The sequence below is a fragment of the Knoellia sp. LjRoot47 genome, from assembly GCF_964253435.1.
Classification (GTDB): Bacteria; Actinomycetota; Actinomycetes; order Actinomycetales; family Dermatophilaceae; genus Knoellia.
Map to the genome: position 1 here is coordinate 448,198 of NZ_CAXUQS020000001.1, position 24,750 is coordinate 472,947.

Annotated in this window: 28 protein-coding genes; 5 read left to right on the forward strand and 23 right to left on the reverse strand. The window is 72.0% G+C overall.

Features of this window, described 5'->3' with window-relative positions:
- Positions 1–21: 21 nt before the first annotated feature.
- From ACSQ11_RS02180 to ACSQ11_RS02220, 9 genes are all read right to left on the reverse strand, one after another.
- A complete protein-coding gene (locus ACSQ11_RS02180) occupies positions 22–549 on the reverse strand; it encodes an N-acetyltransferase family protein (protein WP_436002612.1) in 528 nt (175 codons plus the stop codon).
- Positions 546–1,094, reverse strand: a complete 549-nt coding sequence (locus tag ACSQ11_RS02185; protein ID WP_436002614.1) for a GNAT family N-acetyltransferase — start codon at positions 1,092–1,094, stop codon at positions 546–548. Before ACSQ11_RS02185 ends, ACSQ11_RS02180 begins: the two co-directional genes overlap by 4 nt.
- On the reverse strand, positions 1,087–1,887 hold the full coding sequence (gene proC, locus ACSQ11_RS02190) for a pyrroline-5-carboxylate reductase (RefSeq protein WP_436002616.1): 801 nt from the start codon (positions 1,885–1,887) through the stop codon (positions 1,087–1,089). The genes ACSQ11_RS02185 and proC overlap by 8 nt, the downstream gene beginning before the upstream one ends.
- A gap of 154 nt (positions 1,888–2,041) precedes the next feature.
- Positions 2,042–2,992, reverse strand: coding sequence for a proline dehydrogenase family protein (locus ACSQ11_RS02195; RefSeq protein WP_436002618.1), 951 nt, complete (start codon positions 2,990–2,992; stop codon positions 2,042–2,044).
- 69 nt (positions 2,993–3,061) lie between these two features.
- Positions 3,062–3,796: an ABC transporter permease gene (locus ACSQ11_RS02200; protein WP_436002620.1), complete on the reverse strand. Its 735-nt coding sequence runs from the start codon at positions 3,794–3,796 to the stop codon at positions 3,062–3,064.
- A complete protein-coding gene (locus ACSQ11_RS02205; RefSeq protein WP_436002622.1) occupies positions 3,793–4,623 on the reverse strand; it encodes an ABC transporter ATP-binding protein in 831 nt (276 codons plus the stop codon). Before ACSQ11_RS02205 ends, ACSQ11_RS02200 begins: the two co-directional genes overlap by 4 nt.
- 129 nt (positions 4,624–4,752) lie before the next feature.
- Positions 4,753–5,370: a TetR family transcriptional regulator gene (locus ACSQ11_RS02210; RefSeq protein ID WP_436002624.1), complete on the reverse strand. Its 618-nt coding sequence runs from the start codon at positions 5,368–5,370 to the stop codon at positions 4,753–4,755.
- Positions 5,367–6,194 (reverse strand): sugar phosphate isomerase/epimerase family protein, encoded by an 828-nt coding sequence (locus ACSQ11_RS02215; RefSeq protein ID WP_436002626.1) that lies wholly within the window; start codon positions 6,192–6,194, stop codon positions 5,367–5,369. The genes ACSQ11_RS02210 and ACSQ11_RS02215 overlap by 4 nt, the downstream gene beginning before the upstream one ends.
- Entirely contained in the window at positions 6,194–7,120 is a 927-nt protein-coding gene (locus ACSQ11_RS02220; protein WP_436002628.1) for a Ppx/GppA phosphatase family protein, read from the reverse strand. Before ACSQ11_RS02220 ends, ACSQ11_RS02215 begins: the two co-directional genes overlap by 1 nt.
- A gap of 41 nt (positions 7,121–7,161) precedes the next feature.
- Here ACSQ11_RS02220 and ACSQ11_RS02225 point away from each other — a divergent pair, with 41 nt between their 5' ends.
- Positions 7,162–7,977 carry a hypothetical protein gene (locus ACSQ11_RS02225; RefSeq protein ID WP_436002630.1) on the forward strand — a complete coding sequence of 272 codons (816 nt, stop codon included), beginning with the start codon at positions 7,162–7,164 and terminating at the stop codon, positions 7,975–7,977.
- A 36-nt stretch (positions 7,978–8,013) separates the two neighbouring features.
- Here ACSQ11_RS02225 and nadC read toward each other — a convergent pair whose 3' ends face one another.
- The 6 genes from nadC to ACSQ11_RS02255 form a co-directional block, all read right to left on the reverse strand.
- The gene (gene nadC / locus ACSQ11_RS02230; RefSeq protein WP_436002632.1) at positions 8,014–8,916 is read right to left on the reverse strand and encodes a carboxylating nicotinate-nucleotide diphosphorylase; all 903 of its coding nucleotides are present in this window, start codon (positions 8,914–8,916) and stop codon (positions 8,014–8,016) included.
- Positions 8,913–10,658 (reverse strand): L-aspartate oxidase, encoded by a 1,746-nt coding sequence (locus ACSQ11_RS02235; RefSeq protein ID WP_436002634.1) that lies wholly within the window; start codon positions 10,656–10,658, stop codon positions 8,913–8,915. Before ACSQ11_RS02235 ends, nadC begins: the two co-directional genes overlap by 4 nt.
- Positions 10,655–11,080: an aspartate 1-decarboxylase gene (gene panD, locus ACSQ11_RS02240; RefSeq protein ID WP_436002636.1), complete on the reverse strand. Its 426-nt coding sequence runs from the start codon at positions 11,078–11,080 to the stop codon at positions 10,655–10,657. Before panD ends, ACSQ11_RS02235 begins: the two co-directional genes overlap by 4 nt.
- Before the next feature lie 29 nt (positions 11,081–11,109).
- Positions 11,110–11,991, reverse strand: a complete 882-nt coding sequence (gene panC / locus ACSQ11_RS02245) for a pantoate--beta-alanine ligase (protein WP_436006678.1) — start codon at positions 11,989–11,991, stop codon at positions 11,110–11,112.
- A gap of 74 nt (positions 11,992–12,065) precedes the next feature.
- Complete coding sequence (locus tag ACSQ11_RS02250; protein WP_436002638.1) at positions 12,066–12,971, reverse strand: Rossmann-like and DUF2520 domain-containing protein; 906 nt, start codon at positions 12,969–12,971, stop codon at positions 12,066–12,068.
- 17 nt (positions 12,972–12,988) lie between these two features.
- Positions 12,989–13,489: an FBP domain-containing protein gene (locus tag ACSQ11_RS02255; protein WP_436002640.1), complete on the reverse strand. Its 501-nt coding sequence runs from the start codon at positions 13,487–13,489 to the stop codon at positions 12,989–12,991.
- A gap of 64 nt (positions 13,490–13,553) precedes the next feature.
- On the opposite strand from ACSQ11_RS02255, the gene ACSQ11_RS02260 reads away from it, so the two are divergent.
- Together ACSQ11_RS02260 and ACSQ11_RS02265 are read left to right on the forward strand one after the other, a co-directional pair.
- A complete protein-coding gene (locus ACSQ11_RS02260) occupies positions 13,554–14,504 on the forward strand; it encodes an SAM-dependent methyltransferase (protein ID WP_436002642.1) in 951 nt (316 codons plus the stop codon).
- Positions 14,497–15,675, forward strand: a complete 1,179-nt coding sequence (locus ACSQ11_RS02265; protein WP_436002644.1) for an NADH-quinone oxidoreductase subunit D — start codon at positions 14,497–14,499, stop codon at positions 15,673–15,675. The genes ACSQ11_RS02260 and ACSQ11_RS02265 overlap by 8 nt, the downstream gene beginning before the upstream one ends.
- 85 nt (positions 15,676–15,760) lie before the next feature.
- Here ACSQ11_RS02265 and ACSQ11_RS02270 read toward each other — a convergent pair whose 3' ends face one another.
- The 6 genes from ACSQ11_RS02270 to hpt all read right to left on the reverse strand — a co-directional run bounded on the left by ACSQ11_RS02270 (position 15,761) and on the right by hpt (position 21,483).
- Entirely contained in the window at positions 15,761–16,219 is a 459-nt protein-coding gene (locus ACSQ11_RS02270; protein WP_436002646.1) for a DUF3180 domain-containing protein, read from the reverse strand.
- Positions 16,216–17,100: a 2-amino-4-hydroxy-6-hydroxymethyldihydropteridine diphosphokinase gene (gene folK / locus ACSQ11_RS02275; protein ID WP_436002648.1), complete on the reverse strand. Its 885-nt coding sequence runs from the start codon at positions 17,098–17,100 to the stop codon at positions 16,216–16,218. The genes ACSQ11_RS02270 and folK overlap by 4 nt, the downstream gene beginning before the upstream one ends.
- Positions 17,097–17,945, reverse strand: a complete 849-nt coding sequence (folP, locus tag ACSQ11_RS02280) for a dihydropteroate synthase (protein ID WP_436002650.1) — start codon at positions 17,943–17,945, stop codon at positions 17,097–17,099. Before folP ends, folK begins: the two co-directional genes overlap by 4 nt.
- A 10-nt stretch (positions 17,946–17,955) precedes the next feature.
- Positions 17,956–18,567, reverse strand: a complete 612-nt coding sequence (gene folE, locus ACSQ11_RS02285) for a GTP cyclohydrolase I FolE (protein WP_436006680.1) — start codon at positions 18,565–18,567, stop codon at positions 17,956–17,958.
- A 49-nt stretch (positions 18,568–18,616) separates the two neighbouring features.
- On the reverse strand, positions 18,617–20,740 hold the full coding sequence (ftsH, locus tag ACSQ11_RS02290) for an ATP-dependent zinc metalloprotease FtsH (protein ID WP_436002653.1): 2,124 nt from the start codon (positions 20,738–20,740) through the stop codon (positions 18,617–18,619).
- A gap of 191 nt (positions 20,741–20,931) precedes the next feature.
- Positions 20,932–21,483 (reverse strand): hypoxanthine phosphoribosyltransferase, encoded by a 552-nt coding sequence (gene hpt, locus ACSQ11_RS02295; RefSeq protein WP_436002655.1) that lies wholly within the window; start codon positions 21,481–21,483, stop codon positions 20,932–20,934.
- Between the two features lie 114 nt (positions 21,484–21,597).
- On the opposite strand from hpt, the gene ACSQ11_RS02300 reads away from it, so the two are divergent.
- Positions 21,598–22,299: an SDR family NAD(P)-dependent oxidoreductase gene (locus tag ACSQ11_RS02300; RefSeq protein ID WP_436002657.1), complete on the forward strand. Its 702-nt coding sequence runs from the start codon at positions 21,598–21,600 to the stop codon at positions 22,297–22,299.
- A complete protein-coding gene (locus ACSQ11_RS02305) occupies positions 22,296–22,709 on the forward strand; it encodes a hypothetical protein (protein WP_436002659.1) in 414 nt (137 codons plus the stop codon). The genes ACSQ11_RS02300 and ACSQ11_RS02305 overlap by 4 nt, the downstream gene beginning before the upstream one ends.
- A gap of 3 nt (positions 22,710–22,712) precedes the next feature.
- Here ACSQ11_RS02305 and tilS read toward each other — a convergent pair whose 3' ends face one another.
- Both tilS and ACSQ11_RS02315 read right to left on the reverse strand, forming a co-directional pair.
- Entirely contained in the window at positions 22,713–23,678 is a 966-nt protein-coding gene (gene tilS, locus ACSQ11_RS02310; RefSeq protein WP_436002661.1) for a tRNA lysidine(34) synthetase TilS, read from the reverse strand.
- 12 nt (positions 23,679–23,690) lie between these two features.
- Positions 23,691–24,743 carry a zinc-dependent metalloprotease gene (locus ACSQ11_RS02315; RefSeq protein WP_436002663.1) on the reverse strand — a complete coding sequence of 351 codons (1,053 nt, stop codon included), beginning with the start codon at positions 24,741–24,743 and terminating at the stop codon, positions 23,691–23,693.
- Positions 24,744–24,750 lie beyond the last annotated feature (7 nt).

Consider the following 24,750-nt stretch of genomic DNA (forward strand, 5'->3'; position numbering starts at 1 on the left):
CATGAGGACGAGCAGCTGGGCTCAGAACGTGACGGGAGCCGACCCGCGGTCGCCGCCGAGGGCGAGGACCATGGAGACCTCGTCCTCGTCGTCGTCCGACTTGACGCGCATCGGGCGGCGGTCGGCGGTGGGGCGGAACCCGAACCCGCTCGCGAAGGCCACCGCGCGGCCGTTGTCGCTGCCGACCCAGTAGGCGAGCTGGGTCCGTCCCTGTTCGCGAGCCAGGTTGGCACCGGCGCGGACGAGTTCGGTCGCGACACCACTACCACGGGCCTCGGGTGAGACCCACAGCCCGAACAGCTCCGAGGTGTGGGGGCGCTCGTCGCTGGAGGCGCCCACGCTGACGATCCCGACCGGAGTGCCCTCGCGCTCGGCGAGGAGCCGGGTGGAGCGCTGCATGCGTAGCCGCCAGAAGTCCTCGTCGTAGGCCTCTTCCTCGTCGACCGTCGCGGCGAAGGCCTCGGGCGACTCGCGGAGCGCGGTCAGGCGGGTGTCGCGGTACTGGCTCCAGTCCTCTTCGCCCAGCGGGCGCACGCTGATCTCGCTCATGCCCCCACTGTCCCCGACGCCGCCGACGAGCGGCAACCCGGGTCCACCCTGACCGCGTACCCGATCTCGCGAATCCCGCCGTAGAGCGGGTTGTCCCACGTCGTGCCGGTGCGGGCGAACCCGTGGCGCTCGTAGAGCCGCTGTGCGGGCAGGTTCTCCTCGCCCACGTCGAGCAGCACCCGGGAGTACCCGGAGTCACCTGCGGTGTCGAGCACGGTGGAGACGAGCAGGTCGCCCACCCCGTGTCCTCGCGCGGAGGACGACACCCACATCTGGATGAGGTAGGCCTCGTCCTCGGGCAGCTCGTCGTCGCGCGACAGGGCGATGACCCCGACGGGGCGGTCGCCCTCGAAGGCGAGCCACACCTGCACGGACGCGAGCAGAGCCAGCCAGGCGCTCTCGTCGCGAGCCGCGGTGCCGGCATACGTGCTCGCGAAGGCACGAGGGGTGTCGAGGAGAGCGGCGAGGCGCACGTCGCGGTAGATGCGCCAGTTGTCCTCGGTGACCGGTGCGACGTGGAGGGTGGTCGAGGTGGTCTCAGCCACCCGAGAGCTCCTTGGACCGCACGGCGGCGGCCTCCATCGCGCTGATGAACGCGGCGCGCACCTTGTGGTCGTCGAGCTCGCGCAGGGCGGCCGCGGTCGTGCCGCCGGGCGAGGTGACCTGCTCGCGCAGGACCGTCGGGTGCTGCCCGGTCTCGCGCAGCATGGTGGCGGCGCCGTAGAGGGTCTGGGTGACGAGCTCGGTGGCGGTCGCGCGGGGCATCCCGAGCACGACGCCCGCCTCGATCATCGCCTCGACGACATAGAAGATGTATGCCGGCCCGCTACCGGAGATCGCCGTGACCGCGTCGAGCTGCTTCTCGGGGACCTCGGTGACCTTGCCCGTCGCGGCGAGGAGCTCGACGGCGTGCTGGAGCTGCTCGGGAAGGCAGTGCCGGCCGGCGCTCACCGCCGCCATGCCCTCGTCGACGAGCGCGGGGGTGTTGGGCATGACGCGAACGACGGAGCGCCCCTCGGCGAGGCGGCTCTCGAGGAACTCGGTCGTGATGCCGGCGGCGAGACTCACGACGAGGTTGCCGTCGGCGACGTGCGGACTGATCTCGTCGAGGAGGGCGGCCATGTCCTGCGGCTTGACGACGAGCACGAGCGTGTCGGCCTCGGTGGCGGCCTCGACGTTGCTCACGGCACGCACGCCGTACTTCTCGGTCAGCTCGGCGGCACGCTCGGCGCGGCGCTCGGTGATCAGCAGCTCGTCAGCCGGTCGGCCCGCTCGCAGCAGACCCGAGAGCAACGTCTCGCCCATGACACCCGCACCGAAGATCGCCACCGTTCCCATGGCGCGAGACTACGGCCTGCCCGGGTCTCACTTCAGGCGGGTTTCAGGCGTGGAGCGCGCACGGCGCGCGGCAAAGGGGCGGACGGCATACCCATGTCGTGCTCGGCGACCAGCGCGTCACGTGCCTTTGCCGCGCACGGTGCCCCGCAGGGGGTCAGCCCTTGGAGACGAGCGAGCGCAGGAAGAACTGCAGGTTGGCGGGGCGCTCGGCCATGCGGCGCATGAGGTAGCCGTACCACTCCTCGCCGAAGGGCACGTAGACGCGCATCTGATGGCCGCGGTCGGCGATGCGGGTCTGCTCGTCGGGGCGGATGCCGTAGAGCATCTGGAACTCGTAGGAGTCGGGCTCGCGGCCGTGACGGCTCGCGAGCGCGCGGGCGATGTCGATGAGGCGCGGGTCATGACTGGCGACCATCGGGTAGCCGTCACCGGCCATGAGCACCTTGAGGCAGCGCACGTAGGACAGGTCGACGTCCTCGGCGTCCTGGTAGGCGACCGACGCCGGCTCCTTGTAGGCGCCCTTGCAGAGCCGGACCCGGCTGCCGGCGGTGGCGAGGTCGCGGCAGTCGCCCTCGGTGCGGTGGAGGTAGGACTGGAGCACGGCCCCGGTGTCGGGGAAGTCCTTGCGGAGCTCGGCGAGGATCGACAGCGTCGAGTCCGTCGTCGTGTGGTCCTCCATGTCGAGGGTGACGGTCGTGTCGGCGTCCCTGGCCGCCTCGCAGATGATGCGCGCGTTGTCGAGGGCGATCTTCTCGCCGTCCTGCGGCAGCGCCTGTCCCACCGCGCTGAGCTTGACGCTCACCTCGGCCGCACCGAACTGCGAGAGGTCCTTGGCCTTGAGCGCGCGCAGGAGCCCGACGTACGTGTCGACGGTGTGTGCCGCCTGCCCCGCGTCGAGGGTGTCCTCACCGAGGTAGTCGATGGTGACCTGCCGGTTCGTCGCGCGCAGCTCGGCGGCGGCCGACACCGCGTGGGCGACGTCGGTCCCCGGCACGTAGCGCTGGACGACGGCGCGGCTCACGGGCGCCTTCTCGATCGTCGTGCGCACGAGCGAGGAGTCGGACAGGTGCAGCAGGCTGGAGCGAAGCAGGTCAGAGGCATCCACGGTCGTCAGGCTAACCGCTCGCGAGGCGTGCCCAGAACCGAGCCGGTATGCCGTTCGCCCACCTCGCGCTCAGGGCGTGCGCCGCCGCAGGGTGAGACTGCCGAGGGCCAGCGCCAGGGCGATGGCGCCGATGATGATGCCGATGTCGGAGGTGACGTCGGCGAGGGGCTCGGGGACCGAGGCGATCGTGCGCATCGCGTCGACGGCATACGACAGGGGAAGCCAGTCCGAGACCGTCGAGAGGATCGACGGCAGTGCCTCGCGGGGCACGAGCAGGCCGCAGAGGAGGAACTGCGGGAGCACGAGGGCCGGCATGAACTGCACCGCCTGGAACTCGGTCGATGCGAAGCCGCTCACGAGCAGTCCGAGCGCCGTGCCGAGGAGTGCGTCACAGACGGCGATGACGACGAGCAGCCACACCGGGCCGGCGACGTCGAGGTCGCACACCCACACGGCGAACCCCGTTGCGACGAGGGCCTGCACGACCGCCATCAGTCCGAAGGCGAGCGCGTAGCCGAGCATGAGGTCGCCCTTGCCGAGCGGCGTGGTGAGCAGGCGTTCGAGCGTGCCCGAGGTGCGTTCGCGCAGGGTCGCCACGCTCGTGACGATGAACATCACGACGAACGGGAAGACGCCGAGCAGCGCCGCACCGATCCGGTCGAAGACCGGTGTGCCGTCGAAGATCCAGGCGAGCAGGCCGAGCAGCACGCACGGCACGACGAGCATCATCGCGATGGTGCGGTGGTCGGACCGCAGCTGGCGCAGGATGCGCGCCGCGGTGGCGAGGGTGATGCGCGGGTTCATGACCGTCCTCCCGCCACGTGGTGGTCGTCCTCGTGCCGGCCCTCGTATGCCGTCCGCCCACCGAACCCGGCCCCGCCCGGCGGTCTCCCGGCCGCCTCGTCGACCAGGGCGAGGAAGGCCTGCTCGGCGTCGAGGGCCCCGGTCCGGTCGAGGAGCTCGGGGAGCGTCGAGTCGCTGAGGATCTCGCCCTCGCGGAGCAGGAGCAGGCGGTCGCACCGGGTGGCCTCGTCCATGACGTGGCTCGAGACGAGCAGAGTGCGACCCTCTTCACCGGCGAGGCGGCGGAAGAGGTTCCACAGGTCGCGTCGCAGGACGGGGTCGAGGCCGACGGTGGGCTCGTCGAGGACGAGCACCTCGGGGTCGCCGACGAGGGCGGCCGCGAGCGAGGCGCGCGAGCGCTGGCCGCCCGACAGGGTCGAGACCATCGCGTCGGCGTGGCTCGTGAGGTCCACGGCCTCGATGGCCCGGTCGACGGCGTCCTTGCCGGCGCCGAGGACCCGCGCGAAGTAGGCGAGGTTGTGGCGCACCGTGAGGTCGGCGTAGATGCTCGGCGCCTGGGTGACGTAACCGACGCGGTGGCGCAGGTCGGGCGAGCCCGCAGACTGGCCAAGGACCGTCACCGTGCCGCCCTCGACCTGCTGGACGCCGACGATGGCGCGCATGAGTGTGGACTTGCCACCGCCGCTCGGGCCGAGCAGGCCGACGACCTGTCCAGTCGGGACGATGACGCTGAGGTCGGGCAGGACGTCCCGCCCGCCACGCCGCACGACGAGGTGCTCGACGACGATCGCGTCGGTCACTGCCCTCTCCTGCCGGCTTTTCATCATGTGATGAATTTAGACCCGAGCAGCCCTCGCCCGCAAGACCCCAACTGATTGCCCCGCCGTGCGCGCCCAAGGGCAATCAGTTGCAGGGGTGACGCGACTGATTGCCCCGCCGTGCGCGCCCGAGGGCAATCAGTGGGGTGATGGCGGGACGAGGTGGCGCTGGAGGGTGGGCCCCAGGATCGCGACGAGTTCCTCCACACTGGCGTCCGCGACCGCGGGGACCTTGACGACATAGCGGAGCAGCCCCATCCCGATGAGCTGTGCCGCACCGAGCGCGACCCGCACCTCGAGCGACTCCCCGTCCCGCGGACCGATGCCGGGTTCGGTCCGCATCGACGCGACGACCCGGTGCAGGACCTCGCGCCCGACGAACTCACGCACCATCCGGGCGTGCTCCTCGTGGGCCGCGGCCGCCGCGAACATCGCGGCGAAGCGCTCGCGACCCTCGGGCCCGTCCCACGCCGCAAGGAACACGCGGGCGAGCGTCTCACCCAAGGCGTCCCGTGGCACCGCCGCGATCTGCTCGACGAGGACCGCAGGGTTGGCCGGGAAGGACATGACCTCGACGAAGAGCTCTGACTTGCCGTCGAAGTAGTGGTGCACGAGAGCGGGGTCGACGCCGGCCTCGCGCGCGATCCCCCGCAGCGAGGTGCCGTCGTAGCCGCGCTGTGCGAACTCGGTCCGAGCCGCGGCGATGATCGCCGCCCGGGTGTCCTCGCCACCGGGCCGGCGCCCACGCGGACTCATGTGCCCTCCCCCGGTTCGAGCGCACCCGCGAGGTGCAGCCGGCAGAACACGAGCGACTCGGTGAGCGCCATCTCGCGCTGCTCGGCCGTGAGCCGCCTCGTCGAGATCTCGACGACGACGGACCCCGAGTATCCGTTGTGCACCAACGTGTCCAGCACCTCCGCGCACGGCTGCGACCCGTGGCCGGGGACGAGGTGCTCGTCGCGCATCGACCCCAGGCCGTCGGCGAGATGGAGGTGCGTGAGCCGCGGCCCGAGGGCCCTGACCATCGCCAGGGCGTCCGACCCCGCGGTCGCCGTGTGCGACAGGTCCAAGGTCACGTGGTCGTAGGGCTGCGGCACCGGGTCCCAGTGCGGCAGGTAGGCCTCGATCTCGCGGCCACGCACCCGCCACGGGTACATGTTCTCGACGGCGAGGGTGATGCCCGACTCGTGCTCGCGGGTGGCGATGCCGTCGGCGAAGTCGCGGGCATAGTCCTTCTGCCAGCGGAACGGCGGGTGCAGCACGACCGTGTCGGCGCCCAGGTCGTGCGCGAGCTCGAGCGACCGGTCGATCTTGCCCCAGGGCTCGACGCCGTAGATCCGCTGGCTGATGAGCAGCGTCGGCGCGTGGACCGAGACGATCCGTATGCCGTGCAGCTCGGCGAGCGCTCTCAGCGCGCCGGCCTCCTGGGTCACCGGGTCGGTCCACACCATGACCTCGACGGCGTCGTAGCCCAGCCGGGCGGCGTACTGGAAGGCCGCAGCGCAGTTCTCCGGATAGACCGACGCCGTGGAGAGCGCGACCGGGATGTCGGGGATCAGGACAGCGTCACGGGCAGCCATCAGTGCATTCCGTCGAGCCTGCGCAGGATGATGCCCTCACGCAGCGCCCAGGGGCAGAGCTCGAGGCGGTCCACGCCGAGCAGGTCCATCGTGGCGGAGGCGACGAGACCGCCGGCGAGCAGCTGCTGCGCCCGCGACGTGGAGACACCGGGCAGCGAGCTGCGCTGTGCCGCAGTCATGCTCGCGATCCTGGGCAGGATCGCGTCGAGAGCGGCGCGCTCGAGGTGGCGGACGGCATACATGCCCTCGCTGCTCGGGGCGGCTCCCGTGATCCGGGCGAGGGAACGCATCGTCTTGGAGGTGCCGACCACCCGGTCGGGGCTGCCGGCCTTGGCGAGCGGGCGCAGCTCACGGGCGATGGTCGCCCGGACGTGCTTGCGGGCGGCCCGGACCGCGGCCTCACCGGGCGGGTCCCCGGCGAGGTGGTCGCGCGTGACCCGACCCGCGCCGAGCGGCAGCGAGATCGAGATGTCGGGGTCCTCGTCCATGCCCTGCGCGATCTCGAGCGAGCCGCCACCGATGTCGGCGACGAGGAGGGTTCCGGCCGACCAGCCGAACCAGCGGCGAGCGGCGAGGAAGGTCAGGCGCGCCTCGTCCTCGCCCGAGAGCACCTCGAGGACGACACCGGTGCGCTCCTTGACGGCGGCGAGGACATCGTCGCCGTTGGGCGCCTCGCGGATCGCGCTCGTGACGAATCCCATGAGGTCCTCGACACCTTGGTCCTCGGCGACGGTGAGGCACTCGGCGACGAACTCGGCGAGCTGCTCGCAGCCGGCATCGTCGATGGCGCCGTCGTCGGTGACGTGCTCGGAGAGCCGGAGCTCGCGCTTGTGGGAGCTCGCCGGGATCGGCTGGGCGCCGACGTGGGCGTCGACGACGAGGAGGTGCACGGTGTTGGATCCCACGTCGATGACCCCGAGCCGCATGGGTCCACGGTAGTCGGCGGGTGGCGACATAGGGTGAACCGGTGGCCGAGACCCCGTTGGACATCCCCCGCACGTGGGTCGAGTTCCCCGACCCCGCCGCCGCCGGACAGCGCTTCCGGTGCGACCTCACGTGGCTGACGTCGCGCTGGACCTGCATCTTCGGGTCCGGGTGCGAGGGCATCTATGCCGAGCGCCCCGACGACGGGTGCTGCACCCTCGGAGCGCACTTCTCCGACGACGACGACCTAGCCCGGGTGGCCGCCGTCGTCGAGCAGCTCGGTGAGGACGAGTGGCAGCTGCGACCGGACAAGAAGAACCCGTCCAAGGTGTCGCACTGGACCGAGCTCGAGGACGACGCCCGCAAGACCAAGGTCGTCGACGGCGCCTGCATCTTCCTCAACCGCCCCGGCTTCCCCGCCGGCGCGGGCTGCGCGCTGCACCAGCACGCGGTCCTCACCGGCCAGCCGCCGCACACGCAGAAGCCCGACGTCTGCTGGCAGCTGCCGATCCGCCGCACCTTCCGGATCGTCGAGAACCCCGACGACACGAGCTACCTCGAGGTGTCGATCGGCGAGTACGACCGCCGCGGCTGGGGCCCGGGCGGGCACGACCTCGACTGGTACTGCTCGGGCAACCCCGACGCTCACGTCGGTGCCGAGCCGGTCTACCGGAGCAACCGTGCCGAGCTCGTCGAGCTCATGGGGCAGGAGGCCTACGACGAGCTGGTGCTGCGCTGCGAGGCGCACCTCGCGGCCGTCAAGGCCCTGCGTACCCCGGCGTCACGCCGACTGCTGCCGCTCTTCGTCCACCCTGCGACGATCGAGGCCGACCACCCGACCCTCCGCAAGGGTCACTGACCCCCGACTGATTGCGCTGCTGGGACAGCAGCGCAATCAGTCGGTCTCGGGGAGCAGATCGAGGGCGAGGTCGAGGATCGGCGAGGAGTGGGTCAGCCCACCGACGCTGAGGTAGTCCACGCCGGTCGCGGCGTAGTCCGCCGCCACCTCGAGCGTCAGCCCACCGGTGGCCTCGATCTCGACGTCCTCGCCGGTGCCACGCACCGCCTCCACCGTGGCGCGCAGCAGGTCCGTGGACATGTTGTCGCACAAGAGGAACCGCGAGCCCGCCGCGACCGACTCGAGCGCCTCCTCCGTCGTGGTCACCTCGACCTGCACGGGCACCTCCGGGAACTGCTCGCGGACGGCGGCGTATGCCGCGGCGAGACTTCCCGCGGCCAGCTTGTGGTTGTCCTTGATCATCGCGACGTCGTAGAGCCCCATGCGCTTGTTGGTGCCGCCGCCCGCGCGCACCGCGAACTTCTCGAGCGCACGAAGGCCCGGCGTCGTCTTGCGGGTGTCGAGGACGGTGGCGCCGGAGCCCTCGAGCTCGTCGGCCCACCGCCGGGTGTGCGTGGCGATGCCGGACAGCCGGCTGATGAGGTTGAGCAGGGTCCGCTCGGCGACGAGCGTCTCGCGCGTCGACCCGCTGAGGCGTGCCACGACGTCTCCGCGCTCGACCCGGTCGCCGTCGGCCGCCACGAGCGAGACCGACACCGGGTCCGCGCCGAGGCGCCGGGCGACCTCGTCGAGGGTGAGGGCGATGACGTCGACACCGGCCACGGTGCCCGCCTCGCGCGCCACGACCGCGGCACGGGTCCGCTGTGACGCGGGGATCGTCGCCATCGTCGTGACGTCGACACCGTCGGGCCCGCCGAGGTCCTCGTCGAGCGCCACGGTGACGACACGTCGGGCGTCCCCTTCGGGGAAGGCGAGGTCGGGTCGCGAGGGGGAGCTCACGGCATACTCCGTTCGGTCACGGTGAGGGAGCGGTCGGGTGCGACGACGACGCTCTGGCGCACGAGCCATCGGTCGTCGTCACGGTCGGGGAAGTCGCTGCGCACGTGCCCGCCGCGCGTCTCGGCCCGGCGGTGGGCGAGCTCGGTCAGCGCCTGGCCGAGGTGGAGCAGGTTCGTGGTCTCCCAGGTACGTGGGCCGGGAGCGGCGGTCGACGGTGGCAGCGCCGACAGCTCGCCCAGCTCGCGAGCGGTCGAGGCGGTCGACTCGGCCGAGCGCACCGGCCCCGAGCCGACGGTCATGGCGCGCTGCACGGCGAGCCGCTGCGAGCTGTCGAGCAGCGCGCCGGGACCCGATCCCTCGCCGCCGGCGTGGGTCGGTGTGGTGGGCACGACCACCTCGGGCAGCTCCCCCGCCGCGATCCGCTCGGGGATGTCGGCGGCGATCCGGCTCGCGAAGACCAGGCCTTCGAGAAGGCTGTTGGAGGCGAGCCGGTTGGCCCCGTGGACCCCGGTGCACGAGCACTCGCCGCAGGCATAGAGGCCGGGCAGCGACGTGCGGCCGCGAAGGTCGGTCGCGACGCCACCCGAGGCGTAGTGCTGTGCCGGCGCCACGGGCAGGAGGTCGGTCGCCGGGTCGAAGCCCAGTGAGCGGCAGGACGCGACGATCGAGGGGAACCGCTCCTCGAGGAACGCGCCGCCGAGGTGGCGGGCGTCGAGGAAGACGTGGTCGGTGCCCTGCTCACGCATCGTCTCGAGGATCGCCCGAGCGACGACGTCGCGCGGCGCGAGGTCGGCCAGCTCGTGGCGTCCCTCCATGATCCGGCGACCGGTCCCGTCGACGAGGAACGCACCCTCACCGCGCACGGCCTCCGAGATGAGCGGCTGCTGCCCGGTCGAGCCCTCTCCGAGGAAGAGCACGGTCGGATGGAACTGGATGAACTCGAGGTCGGTGATGCGCGCACCGGCTCGCAGGGCCGCGGCCATGCCGTCACCGGTGGCCACGGGCGGGTTCGTCGTCGAGGTGTAGATCTGGCCGAGGCCGCCGGTGGCGAGGACGACCGCACGGGCATAGGCCGCCCCCACGCCGTCGAGCTGGCCCTCGCCGATGACGTGCAGGGTGACGCCGACGACCGGCGCACCCTCCCCCTCCCCCGAGTGCGGTCCCGAGCCCGGCTCGGACTGGAGGAGATCCACCACAAGCGCGTGCTCGACGACCTCGATGCCCGGGTCGTCGATGACGCGGTCGAGGGCCGCGATGAGCGCCCGCGAGATCTCCCGACCGGTCGCGTCACCACCGGCGTGGGCGATGCGGTCGCGGTGGTGGCCGCCCTCGCGGGTCAGCTTGATCTCGCCCTCGGCGTCGCGGTCGAACTCGGCGCCGAGCGCGACGAGCTCGCGTACCCGCTTCGGACCCTCGGTGACGAGCGCCTCGACGGCGTCCCGGTCGCACAGCCCGACACCGGCGACGAGGGTGTCCTCGAGGTGCTCCTCCGGCGAGTCCTCGGGGTGGAGCGCCGCGGCGATCCCACCCTGCGCCCACGCCGTGGAGCCCTCGTCGAGCACCGTCTTGGTGACGAGCAGGACCCGGTCGACCTGTTCACGCAGCCGCAGGGCACACGTCAGGCCGGCGATGCCCGAGCCGACGACGATGACGTCGGCGGACGTGGTCCAGCCCGGGGCCGGCGCCGCGAGCGCCCGTGGGATCCGGGCGCCGCTCCGGGTGCTCGCCTCGGGCCCGGTCACCCGTGCGAGCGCTTCGTCACGGCCGACGTGCTGAGGCCGAAGCCCTCCGGCACGTCGCCCGCGTCGTCACCGACCTCGACGATCCGGTTGTCCTTGTCGACGAAGACGACGTTGGGGTCGTGGGCCCGTGCGTCCTCGTCGGACATCGACGCGTAGGCGATGATGATGACCGTGTCGCCGGGGCTGATGAGCCGGGCGGCGGCGCCGTTGATGCAGAGGATGCCGGAGCCGCGCTCGCCCTCGATCGCGTAGGTCGTGAGCCGGTTGCCGTTGTCGACGTCGACGACGTCGACCTGCTGCCCGGGGAGGAGGTCCGCGGCCTCCATGAGGTCCATGTCGATCGTCAGCGAGCCGACGTAGTGCAGGTCGGCCTGCGTGACGGTGGCGCGGTGGATCTTGCTGTGCAGCATGTAGCGGTACATGGGAGTGCTCTCCTGGTCGAGATGCCGGTTCACGATGCCGGGCGGGCGGGGATGCTGCCGGACTCGGGCTGCGAGAAGACGTCGAGTCTGCCACCGCCGGGCCCGACGAGGATCGGGGTGTTGTCGATGAGCCGCGTCGTGCCGACCCGGGCCGCGACGGCGAGCAGCGCCTCGCCGCGGTACCACTCGGGCACGTCCTGGAGCGTGCTCGGGTGGACGAGCACGAGGTAGTCGACGAGGGCGAGCGGCTCCTCGACGACGACGTCGCGGGCCGCACGGCGGATGGCGGACGGCCCGTATGCCGCCTGGTCGGCTCCCGCGGTGAGCGCGCGGCTCAGGCAGAGGGCCACCTCGCGGTCGGAGTCGGTGAGATAGGTGTTGCGGCTGCTCAGGGCCAGACCGTCGTCCTCGCGGACGGTCGGGACGGAGACCACCTCGACCGGGAAGTCGAGGTCGCGGACCATGCGCCGGATGAGGAGCAGCTGCTGGGCGTCCTTCTGGCCGAAGAAGGCACGGCGGGCGCCGGTGAGGTGGAGCAGCTTGCCGACGACGGTGAGCATGCCGTCGAAGTGGCCGGGCCGCGACTTGCCCTCGAGGACGTCGCCGAGCGGGCCCGCCGAGACGCGCACGCCGGGGTCGCCGTCGGGATAGACGACGTCCGGCGTCGGGGCGAAGACGATGTCGACGCCGGCGTCGGTCGCGATCCGCATGTCGTCGTCGAACGTGCGCGGGTAGCGCGACAGGTCCTCCTTGGGCCCGAACTGGAGCGGGTTGAGGAAGATCGTGAGGATGACGTGCTCCGCCGCCTGACGGGCCTCCCGGATGAGCTGGGCGTGACCCTCGTGCAGCGCACCCATCGTCATGACGACGGCGACGTCGCTGCCGGCGAGGGCCGCCCGGGCGGCCCGCATCTCGTCGCGGGTGCTCGCGACGACCGGTCCGCCGGCGGCGTCGTCCGGTGCCGCGGTGGAGGTGGCGCTGTCGGTCACGGTGTCGGCTCCTGGGGTTCCTGGTCGGCGAGGGTGTCGAGCAAGGGCTCGGCGGCCGACGGCCGGAGCCGTCCGCTCTCGAGCGCACGCACCGCGGTGGCGCGGGCCAGGGCGACGTAGGTCGTCCTGATCTCGGGCGAGATCCGGTCCAGCTCGCGCAGGTGCGAGCCCACGGTACTCACATCGCCACGGGCGACGGGTCCGGTGAGCGCTGCGTCACCCAGCCGCAACGCGTTGTCGAGAGCGGCGCGCGCGAGCGGTCCGAGGACGGCGCGCGGCTGCTCGACGCCGGCGGCGGCCAGGACCTCCATGGCCTCGGCGATGAGCGTGACGAGGTGGTTCGAGCCGTGGGCGAGGGCCGCGTGGTAGGCCGCCCGCTGGTCCTCGGCGACCCAGACCGGCTCGCCGCCCATCTCGACGACGAGCGCCTCGGCCATGGGCCGCAGCGCGTCCGGACCCGTGACGCCGAAGGCGCACTCCTCGAGCCGGCCGAGGTCGAGCGCCGTGCCCGTGAAGGTCATCGCCGGGTGGATCGCCACGGGGAGGATGTGCGCCGACATGGCGGGGCGGAGCACGTCGGCGCCGTAGCGCCCGCTCGTGTGCACGACGATCTGCCCGGCCTGCCACGTGTCGGTGGCGGCCAGCCCGGCGACGAGCTCGGGCAGGGCGTCGTCGGGCACGGCGAGGAGGACGAGGTCGGCGCCGTCGATGACGTCGGGGATCTCCTTGAGCGGCACTCCCGGCAGAAGCGCTGCCGCGCGTTCACGACTCTCGGCGCTCACGGCATACGCGGCTCTCACCTGGTGCCCCGCGCGGGCGAGGGCGGCACCCAGGACGGCACCCACCCGACCGGCCCCGATGACCCCGATCGACAACCGTGCGGGGTGCTCGCCTGCGTTCACGCAGCCAACCTATTACCTCAGACCTGCGCGACGAACCTGGCTGCCCGCTCCTCCAGCCCGGCGACGCGCCGAGCGATGAACTGCTCACGGGCCGACGGGTCGTTCGACCCGAGCTCGGCGAAGGTCGGCTTGCGCCGCACGTTGGCCGAGCACCGGAAGTCCGTGCAGATGAGGGTGCCCACGGTGTCGCCCTTGCGGCCCTCGGCGCCCGACCGCTTCGCGACGTACAGGCTCACGTCCTGGGTCTCGAGCGGGTCCTCGCACCAGGCGCAGATGGCGCTGCGTCGTCGGCCGCCCAGCGCCGTGGGCGGAGGCGCGGCCCGCAGGATGATGCCCCGCGGCTCGTCGTCGACGACGACGACGGCGTAGCCCAGCGGTCGCTTGCCGTCCTGCCAGCCGAGGTACTCGAGCCGGTCCCAGTCCAGGCTCGACAGGTCGGGCAGGCTCGCCTGCGCCACCTCGCGCTTGGACGCGTTGACGAAGCTGGAGCGGATCTCGTTCTCGGTGAGGGGTTTCACCGCATCGAGTGTGCCGTCGCCGGCCCTCCGACGCGAACGCATTTGCTGCCGTAGGTTGGCGCGCGTGAGCCCTCGACCCTGGCGTGACGCGTGGTGGGACGCGCTCTACGGACCCGACGGCTTCTACCGCCGCGACGAGGGGCCGGCCGGGCACTTCACCACCTCCGCGCACGGAGACCTGGGAGCCGTCCTCGCCGAGGCGGTCGCTCGCCTCGCGGACGAGACGGGCGTATGCCGTGTGGTCGACCTCGCGTGCGGGCGCGGCGAGCTGTTGCGGCACCTCCGGGGCTGCCGGCCCGAGCTCGAGCTCCTCGGGGTCGACGTCGTCGGGCGGCCCGACGACCTGCCCGACGACGTCGGGTGGCTTCGCTCCCCCGGCGGGTCGCTGCTCCCCGACGACCTGCACGACCTCGACGCCCTCGTCCTCGCCCACGAGTGGCTCGACGTCGTCCCGTGCACGGTGGCCGAGGTCGACGACGACGGCGTCCTGCGCGAGGTGCTCGTCGACGGCGACGGCTCCGAGTCGCTCGGTGACGATGTGACCGGCGACGACCGCGCCTGGGCCGACGCGTGGTGGCCGAATGCCACGCCCGGCGAGCGCGTCGAGATCGGACTGAGCCGCGACCTCGCGTGGCGGGACCTGGTGTCCCGCAGTCTCTCCGGGCTCACGGTCGCCGTGGACTACGGCCACACGCGGACGGGACGTCCGCAGCACGGGACGCTCACGGCATACAGGGAGGGCCAGGTGACCGAGACGGTCCCGGACGGGCTGCGCGACCTCACCGCGCACGTCGCCACCGACTCGCTGGGCGCCGACGAGGTCGTCACGCAGCGCGAGCTGCTCCACCGACTGGGCCTGATCTCCGCGACGCCGGAACACGCGCAGGCGAGCACCGACCCGCTCGCCTATGTCCGGGCGCTCGGCCGTGCCTCCGCGGTCGCCGCGCTCACCGACCCGAACGGGCTCGGCGGGTTCTCGTGGGTGATGACGCGGCATACTCGGGGCCATGCCTGAGCCGACGAGCATGCCGACGCAGACGACGACCGTCGCCGTCGGGGCGGGCGGGCTCGCGACCGCCGACATGGTGCTCAACATCGGCCCTCAGCACCCGGCGACGCACGGCGTGCTCCGGCTCCGTCTCACCCTCGACGGCGAGCGGATCGTGCGGGCCGAGCCGATCATCGGCTACATGCACCGCGGCGCGGAGAAGCTCTTCGAGGTCCGTGACTACCGGCAGATCATCGTGCTCGCCAACCGCCACGACTGGCTCAGCGCGTTCGGCAACGAGCTCGGGGTCGTCCTCGCGGTCGAGGAGATGCTCGGCATGGAGGTGCCCGAGCGCGCGGTGTGGCTGCGCACGATGCTCGCCGAGCTCAACCGGGTCCTGTCGCACCTCATGTTCCTCGGCTCCTACCCGCTCGAGCTCGGTGCGATCACGCCCGTCTTCTATGCGTTCCGTGAGCGCGAGGAGCTCCAGGCGGTCATGGAGGAGGCGTCGGGTGGGCGCATGCACTACATGTTCAACCGCGTCGGCGGGCTCAAGGAGGACGTGCCCGCGGGGTGGCTCGGCCGGGTCGACGACGCGGTCAAGGCCGTGCGGGGTCGCCTGCCCGACCTCGAGTCGATGCTCGTCGGCAACGAGATCCTCACCGCCCGCACGCGTGGCGTCGGCGTGCTCGACGTCGAGACCGTCCAGGCCTACGGCGTGTCCGGACCCATCGCGCGGGCGTCGGGCCTCGACGTCGACCTGCGACGGGACGCGCCCTACCTGGCCTATGGCGAGCTGTTCGGCGAGGACGGGCCCGGCCGCGTCGTGACCCGGACCGCGGGCGACTGCCTGGCCCGGCTCGAGGTGCTGCTCGAGCAGGTCCACGTGAGCCTCGACCTCGTCGAGCACTGCCTGTCGGTGCTCGGCGGCCTCGCGGCCGGGCCGGTCAACCAGCGACTGCCCAAGGTGCTCAAGGTCCCCGAGGGCGAGACCTACGTCGCCACCGAGAACCCGCTCGGGTTCAACGGCTACTTCCTCGTCTCGCGCGGCGACAAGACCCCGTGGAGGCTCAAGCTGCGCTCGGCGTCGTTCAACAACGTGCAGGTGCTCACCGAGCTGCTGCCCGGCACGCTGGTCTCGGACATGGTGGCCATCCTCGGTTCGACGTTCTTCGTCGTCGGCGACGTCGACAAGTAGCCCCCTCCCGACTTATTGCGACTTCGCAGAGTTGCGAGCGCCAGCGAGCGACTCTGCGAAGTCGCAATAAGTCGGTCAGTGGCCGTCAGTCGTTGTCGTCGCGGGGGTCGACCCGGCACCACGACTGGGCGACGAGCCCAGCCGCCGCGAGCACGAGCCCGGCGGCCACGAGGACGGCCAGACGCCACAGCCGGTCCTGGTTGGCCACGAGCGAGAGCTCACCGGCGACGACGAGCAGCTGGCCGGCATACCAGCCGACGGCGGCAGCGCCGGTGAGCGTGGCCGCCTGGGCGAGCACGACGACGCGCGCGGCGCGCAGCGGGTCGAGGCGTTTGGTCGAGCGACCGGCGAGGTAGGAGCGGACCGGCCAGGCCCACCCGGCGACGAACGCCGCCATGCCGACGAGCAGCACGGCCGCGAGCCACGACGGGCGCGGCACGAGCCGACCCTCACCCGTGACGAGCTGCCAGAGGACCCACGAGGCGATGCCGACGACGAGCGTCACGAGCACGGCGACGCGGGTGCGCACGCCGTGGCCGTTCACCACCCGTCCTCCAGGAGGTCGACGTCCGGTCCGAGTGCGACACCGGCGCTGCCGACCTCGGTGGCGAGCTCGGCCACGCGCCGGACCTGCCCGTCGACGCGCAGCGCCGACTCGGGGTCGGCGTCGGCCCACGGCACGAGGACGAACGCCCGCTCGTGCGCCCGCGGGTGCGGGAGGGTGAGCGCCTCGGTCGTGAGGCGGACGTCGGTGTCGAACACGGGGTCGCCGTACTGGATGAGGTCGAGGTCGAGCGTGCGCGGCCCCCACCGCTCCTTGCGGACCCGGCCGTGGTCGAGCTCGATGTCCTGGAGCGTGCGCAGAAGGCGCTGCGGAGACAGCGAGGTCGTCCCGACGACGACCGCGTTGAGGTAGGCCGACTGCGCCGGCCCGCCGACGGGTGCGGTCTCGTAGACGCGCGATGCCGACTTGAGGTCGAGCGCGAGCCAGAGGGCGCTCACGGCGTTCTGGATCGTCTCGAGCGGGTCACCCATGTTGGAGCCGATCGCGACGACGACGGGTGTCTCGCGCAGCCGCTCGACGGTGACGGCGACGTCGGTGAACGGGTGCCCGACGGGCGCCTGCGGCTTGTGGACGGTGACGACGACCGACTCGACGAGCGGGCGGGTGAGCACCTTGGCCGCGATCCGGTCGGCCAGCGCCTCGATGAGGTCGAGCGACTCCCCCTCGATGAGGGCCACGACGTCGCCGGCGACCTCGGCGTAGTTCACCGTGTCGACGAGGTCGTCGCTCGTGCCGGCCTGGGTGAGGTCGACGTCCATCTCGACGTCGACGACGAACGTCTGGCCGTCACGCTTCTCGAAGTCGAGGACCCCGTGGAAGCCCTCGGCCGACACGCCCTTGAGGGTGATCCGGTCGCTCACGCATGCTCCTCTGCATCAGGGCCCTTGAGTGCGTCGGCCACGTCGAGCGCCTCGATCGTCGCGGCGACGTCGTGCACGCGCACGGCCCACGCACCGCACCGTGCTGCGTGGAACGACGTCACGGCGGTCGACAGGTCGCGCTCGGTCGGCGGCTTCGGGTCGGCACCGGCCGGGCGCCCCAGCCGGCCGAGGAAGGTCTTGCGGGACGTCCCGACGAGCACGGGGTGGCCCAGCGCGACGACCTCGTCGAGGCTACGCAGGAGCGCCCAGTTGTGCTCGGCCGTCTTGGCGAAGCCGAACCCGGGGTCGAGCACGATGTTGACGGGGTCGATCCCGCTGTCCTGCAAGGCTTCCACGCGCTCCTGCAGCTCGCGGCACACGTCGACGACGACGTCGTCGTAGACCGCGCGTGACTGCATGTCGGTGCTGTGCCCGCGCCAGTGCATGGCGATGAAGGGTATGCCGGCCTGCGCGGCGAGCGCTGCCATCTCGCCGTCCGCGAGGCCCGCGCTCACGTCGTTGATGATCGCGGCGCCGGCGTCGACGGCGGCCGCCGCCACGGACGCGCGCATCGTGTCGATCGAGATGACCGCGCCCTCGTCGGCCAGGGCCCGCACGACGGGCACGACCCGGCGCAGCTCCTCCTCGACGGACGGGCGCTCGGCGCCCGGACGGGTCGACTCGCCACCGACGTCGATGAGGTCGGCACCGGCAGCGAGCAGCTCACGCCCGTGGGCGACTGCCGCCTCCGGCTCGAACCACTCGCCACCGTCGCTGAACGAGTCGGGTGTGACGTTGACGACCCCCATGACCAGGGGTCGCGGACCGGCGACGAGCGGGATCACCTGGTGCCGCTCACCGCTTGCCGCCGAGCAGCAGCGACATCGCCTCCGCGCGGGTGGCGGGGTCGCGCAGCTGGCCGCGCACGGCCGAGGTGATCGTGCGGGAGCCGGGCTTGTGCACGCCGCGCATCGACATGCAGAGGTGCTCGGCCTCGATGACGACGATGACGCCCTGCACGCCGAGGTTGTCGACGAGCGCGTCGGCGACCTGGGTCGTGATCCGCTCCTGCACCTGCGGACGCCGGGCAAAGACGTCGACGAGGCGGGCGAGCTTGGACAGCCCGGTCACCGTGCCGTCGGACGCGGGGATGTAGCCGACGTGGGCGACGCCGTGGAAGGGCAGCAGGTGGTGCTCGCACGTCGAGAAGATCTCGATGTCGCGCACGATGATGAGCTCTTCGTGGTCGATCGAGAACCGCGCGGACAGGACCTCCGCGGGGTCCTGGGACAGGCCGGCAAACAGCTGGGTCGCGGCACGCGCGACGCGGTCGGGAGTGTCGAGCAGGCCCTCGCGGTCGGGGTCCTCGCCGATCGCGCTGAGGAACTCGCGCACCGCCGCGCGGGCTCGCTCGTGGTCGACCTGTCGCGGGGGAACCGAGTCGGTCTCGCGCGTCGTGTCGACCACGTTGCTCGTGTCCGTCGCGTCGCTCGAGTCCGGCACCGGCCGACCCTCCTCAGTGGGCGTCGGGGTCGACACGCTGGCCCTCGGGAACCTCGATCACCTGGGTGGGCGGGTGCTCACCGGCGGCCTCGGCGGCCGGGTGCGCACCCTCGGTGGCGGCGCGGTCGATCGCCGCGGACGTCGACGGGTCGCCCTCGTTGACGTGCGCACCGCTCGGCTCGCCCGCCGGGCCGTGGCCGTTGAGGGCCACCTGCTCGGCCGGGGTGAGGACCGGCGGCTGGTCGGAGATGCCGCGGTGCTCGCTCGAGAGCCACGTCGGGCGCAGCGGGCGCTTGACGATGCCCTCGAAGACCTCGGCGATCTCCTTCTGGTTGAGGGTCTCGCGCTCGAGAAGCTCGAGGACGAGGCGGTCGAGGATGTGGCGGTTGTCGTTGATGACGTGCCACGCCTCGTCGTGCGCGGCCTCGATGAGGTTGCGCACCTCCTCGTCGACGATGCCGGCGATCTTCTCGGAGTAGTCGCGCTGGTGGCCCATGTCGCGACCGAGGAAGACCTCGCCCTGGCTCTGGCCCAGCTTGATCGCGCCGACGCGCTCGCTCATGCCGTACTCGGTGACCATCTTGCGGGCCATCGCGGTGGCCTTCTCGATGTCGTTGGCGGCGCCGGTCGTCGGGTCGTGGAAGATGATCTCCTCCGCGACGCGGCCACCGAGGGCGTAGGCGAGCTGGTCGAGGATCTCGTTGCGGGTCGTCGAGTACTTGTCGTCGATCGGCATGACCATCGTGTAGCCGAGTGCCCGGCCGCGGGGCAGGATCGTCACCTTGGTGACCGGGTCCGTGTGGTTCATCGCCGCGGCCACGAGGGCGTGACCACCCTCGTGGTAGGCCGTGATCTTGCGCTCCTTGGCCGACATGATCCGCGTCTTCTTCTGCGGACCGGCGATGACGCGGTCGATGGCTTCGTCGAGCGTGGCGTCGTCGATGAGCGTCTTGTCGGTGCGGGCCGTGAGCAGCGCGGCCTCGTTGAGGACGTTGGCGAGGTCGGCGCCGGTGAAGCCGGGCGTGCGCCGGGCGACGGCGAGCAGGTCGACACCGGGAGCCATCGGCTTGCCCTGCGAGTGGACCTCGAGGATGCGGTGGCGGCCGAGCATGTCGGGGGCCTCGACCGCGATCTGGCGGTCGAAGCGGCCGGGGCGGAGCAGCGCCGGGTCGAGGATGTCGGGGCGGTTGGTCGCCGCGATGAGGATGACGTTGGTCTTGACGTCGAAGCCGTCCATCTCGACGAGCAGCTGGTTGAGCGTCTGCTCGCGCTCGTCGTGCCCACCGCCGAGGCCGGCGCCGCGGTGGCGGCCGACGGCGTCGATCTCGTCGACGAAGACGATGGCGGGCGCGTTGGCCTTGGCCTGCTCGAAGAGGTCACGGACTCGGGAGGCGCCGACACCGACGAACATCTCGACGAAGTCCGAGCCCGAGATCGAGTAGAACGGCACACCGGCCTCGCCGGCGACGGCGCGCGCGAGCAGGGTCTTGCCGGTACCGGGCGGGCCGTAGAGGAGGACGCCCTTGGGGATCTTGGCGCCGACGGCGAGGAACTTCGCCGGGTCGGCGAGGAACTCCTTGATCTCGTGGAGCTCCTGGACCGCCTCGTCGGCGCCGGCGACGTCGTCGAAGGTGACCTTGGGGGTGTCCTTGGTGGCGAGCTTGGCCTTGGACTTGCCGAACTGCATGACCCGCGAGCCACCGCCCTGTGCCTGGCTCATCATGAACCAGAAGAGTCCGACGAGCAGCAGGATCGGGAAGATGCTGATGAACAGGCTCCAGAACGGGTTCTGGGTCTCGCGCTTGTCGTTGTAGCCGTCGGTCGGGGGGTTGGCCTTGACGAGCTCGACGAGCGACTCGGCGCGGGCGTCGACGAACTCGGCGCGCACCTTGTCGGCGCCCGAGATGTTGGCCTTCTCGTCGGTGTAGGGCGAGTCCGACTTGAGGTCGAGGTTGAGGACGTTGTCGCTCGTGAACTCGGCCTTGTCGACCTTCTTGTCCGTGATGAGCTTCTCGGCCTTGGCCGTGTCGATCGTCGCGTAGCCGCCGTCCCCTCCCAACGAGAACATCACGACGGTGATGGCGATGACCGCAAGGACCCAGAACAACGGGGTCTTGAACACGCGCTTGGCATCCATGAATGTGAATGGGGCGCAGGGCCCCACGTCCTCCTGATCAACGAGCTCATTCCGTGCACGCTCGCGCGCCACAGGCTGGTGTACACGCTACCCGTGCAGGTGGGTCCTGGCCCGGGTGCGTCCGAACCGACAACGACCGGCGTATGCCGCGTGTTCCGGGCCCCTCGGCCCTCGCGCCCCGGCGCTCGGGGTCAGGAGTAGACGTGCGGGGCGAGCGTGCCGACCTGGCGCAGCCCGCGGTACTGCTCGGCGTAGTCGAGGCCGTAGCCCACGACGAACTCGTTGGGGATGTCGAACCCGACCCACTTGACGTCGACCTCGACCTTGGCGGCATCGGGCTTGCGCAGCAACGTGCAGATCTCGACCGAGGCGGGGTTGCGCGACTCGAGGTTGGAGCGGATCCACGACAGCGTGAGGCCGGAGTCGACGATGTCCTCGACGATGAGGACGTGCTTGCCCGAGATGTCGGTGTCGAGGTCCTTGAGGATCCGCACGACACCCGAGCTCTTGGTGCCCGAGCCGTAGGACGACACCGCCATCCAGTCGACCGGCGCCGTGATGGGCAGCGCGCGCATGAGGTCGGCCATGACCATGACCGCGCCCTTGAGGACGCCCACGAGGAGCAGGTCCTTGCCGGCGTACTCGTCCGCGATCTCCTGCGCCAGATCGGCCAGCTTGGCCTGGATCTCGTCCTCGGTGACGAGGACCCGCTCGAGGTCTGCTCCCATGTGGGCAGCGTCCACGGTGCACTCTCCCTGTTGTATCGACGGTCCGTCAGGGTCAGTCAACCGGACGGACGGGGCCGAAGGACAGCCGGGGGACCCCCGAGTGGGCCTCGACCTGTCTAGGGTCGGGGCATGGCGACGCGCGAGCTGTCCGGTGCCCGAGTGGCCGTGCTGGGTGCCAGCGGCGTCCTTGGCTCGCTCGTCACCCGTGAGCTGACCTCACGTGGGGTGCGCGTCCTGCTCGTGGGCCGCGACCCCGACCGGCTCGCCGCTGCGGCCGGCAGTGCGCCGACCGTCACCATCACCGACCTCGCCGACGCTTCGGCGGGCGAGACGGTGACGGCGGCGGCCCGTGAGCAGCTCGGTGGTCTCGACGGGGTCGTCAACGCGGCGGGGGTCGTCGCCTTCGGACCCCTGGTCGACACCCCCGACGAGGTCGTCGAGGAGCTGTTCCTCACCAACGTCGTCGGCCCGCTCCTCCTGCTGCGACGGCTCCTCCCCCTGCTCGTCGAGTCGCGGGGCTTCGTCGCCCAGGTCAGCGCCGTGGTCGCCGAGCGCCCCCTGCCCGAGATGGTGGCCTACTCCGCGAGCAAGGCCGCGGCGAGCGCGGTCGCCACGGCGCTGCGTACCGAGCTCCGGCGGTCGGGGGTGAGCGTGCACGACCTCCGCCCGCCGCACACCGAGACCGGGCTGGCCGACCGTCCCCTCGCCGGGTCCGCCCCGAGGCTGCCCCGCGGCCTCCGGCCCGAGGACGTGGCGCGACGCATCGTCGACGCCATCGCCGCCGGTGAGGACGACGTCGCCGCCGCGGCGTTCGGCGGCCCACCACGATGAGCTCCGGAGCCGGCTCCTGGCTCGTCCTCGCCGCCGGCGCCCACCTCGGCTTCCAGCTCACGGTGACCCTCGTCGCCTACCCGGCGCTCGCCGACGTCCCACCCGACCGGTGGGCTCGGGCCCACGACAGCCACTCGCGCCGGATCACCCCGGTGGTCGCCGTCGTCTACGTCGGCCTGCTCGTGGCCGTCGTCGCGGCCCTGCTCCACGAACCCGTCTCCAACGGCACCGTCGTCGCCGCGGTCGGCGCAGCAGGGTCGATGGTTCTCACCGCCGCCGGGGCCGCACCGCTGCACGGACGGCTCGGGGGCGGTCACGACACCGTCCTCGTTCGCCGGCTCCTGCTCGTCGACCGCATGCGCCTCGTCGCTGCGGTCGTCTGCGCCGCCGGAGCGCTCGCCGCGCTCTGACCCTCACCGGGCGAGCGTGACCCAGCCGTCCGCACGCGTCGCACGCAGGTCCCCCGGGAGGTGCGCCGGACCCTGACCCCGCCAGCTCGTGACGAGCGCATCGCAGGCGTCCGTATGCCGGGTGCCCACCTGCCCGGCCGGAGCACCTGCCGCGACGAGGAGCCTCCTCCAGACCCGGGTGCGGACGGCCCGGGGCAGCGCCGCGAGCACCTCGGCCCGCCAGGGGCCGTCACCGAGCTCCCGCACCGCCACATCGGCGAGAGCGTCGAGGTGGTCGGCGTCCTCGCGCAGGAGGTCGGCCGAGCGTGCCAGCGCGGCGGCGACTCCCGGCCCGAGGTCGGCCTCGAGGTCGGCCACGGCGCGTCGCGCCCGGACCCGGGTGAAGGACGTGTCCTCGTTCATCGGGTCGTCCCACCAGGCGACACCCTCGGCCTCGAGAGACTCCCGGCACTGCGTGCGGGTCACGCCGAGGAGGGGACGGCGGAAGCGGTCTCGGGCCGGCGGCATACCGGACAGGGAGCGGGCACCGGCCCCGCGGACGAGCCCGAGGAGCACCTGCTCGGCCTGGTCATCGAGGGTGTGGCCGAGGAGGACGACGGCAGCGCCGACGCGGTCGGCGACGGCGCCGAGGACGGCATAGCGGGCGTCACGTGCGGCCGCCTCGAGTCCGGAACCGTTGTCGGACACCGTGACCCGCTCGACCGCGACCGGGTCGAGGCCGAGGTCACGCAGCCAGCCGGCCGCCCGGGCGGCCACCTCGTCGGAGCCGGGCTGGAGCCCGTGGTCGACGACGACAGCACCGCTGCACCAATGGGCTCGCCTCTGCTCGTGCGCGACGGCCTCGGCGAGCGCCATCGAGTCGCCTCCCCCGCTGCACGCGACGAGGACGACCGCCCCCGGCGACAGGTCCGCGAGAGCCGAGCGGACGGCATACCGGATCGTCGCCGTCGACGGATGCGGACCGCTCACGGGAGGTCCGGCTCAGCCGTGGACGCGCGTGACCCAGGCGGCCGGGTCGGTGATCTCGAGCGGCTTGGGCAGGGTCTCGGGCGAGGTCCAGATCGCGTTGAAGCCGTCGATGCCGACCCGCTCCTGCACGCCGCGGACGAAGGCCGCGCCGTCCTTGTACTGACGCATCTTGGCCTCGAGCCCGAGGAGGCGGCGAAGCATCTTGTCGACGGCGCCGGCGCCCTTGCGGCGCTCGGTGAACTTCGAGCGGATCTCCGCCACGGTCGGGATGTGCGCGGGCCCAACGTCGTCCATGACGACGTCGGCGTGGCCCTCGAGCAGCGACATGACGGCCGTGAGCTCGGCGAGCTTCTCGCGCTGCTCGGGTGTCATGACGAGCTCGGTGATCCCGCCCGAGCCGCTGCTGAACACCTCGGGCAGCTTCTCGCGCAGGGCCTTGGTGAGCTCCTGGAGGCGGTCTTGGTCGGGCGCCATCTCGGTCGCGAGGGTGCGCGCCTCGGCGACCATGTGGTCGCGCAGCCACGGGACGGCGGTGAACTGCACCCGGTGGGTCTCCTCGTGCATGCAGACCCACGCGCGGAAGTCCTCGGCGTCGACGTCGAGCTCGCGCTGGACCTGCACGAGGTTGGGCGCGACGAGGAGGAGGGCCGGGGTACCGCCCGGCGCGAGGTCGTACTGCCCGAGCACCTTGCTCGACATGAACGCGAGCAGCGCGCCGGCCTCGGCACCGGTGACCTTGCCACCGATCGAGGCGGCGAGGCCGCTCGGGGCCGCGGCGTCGCCCCGCTTGGTCATGATCTGCTCGAACGCAGGGTTGAGCATGGCGCCCATCGAGTCCGCGTTCATCGCGATCCAGGTCGGACGGTCGATGACGAGTGCCTCGGGGGCGTCGTCGGGGGTCCGCAGGCGCGAGGTCTCGGCGACGGGCCCGTGGGCCTTGCGCGCGGCCTCGCGGATGGCGCCCACCTCGGCGGCGGCCTCGTCCGCGGACACGCTCGGACCGGCTGCGACGAGGGTGCGCCCCGTGGTCTTGGCGAACTCCCAGTCGACGTAGCTGTTGCTCACGTGCCCT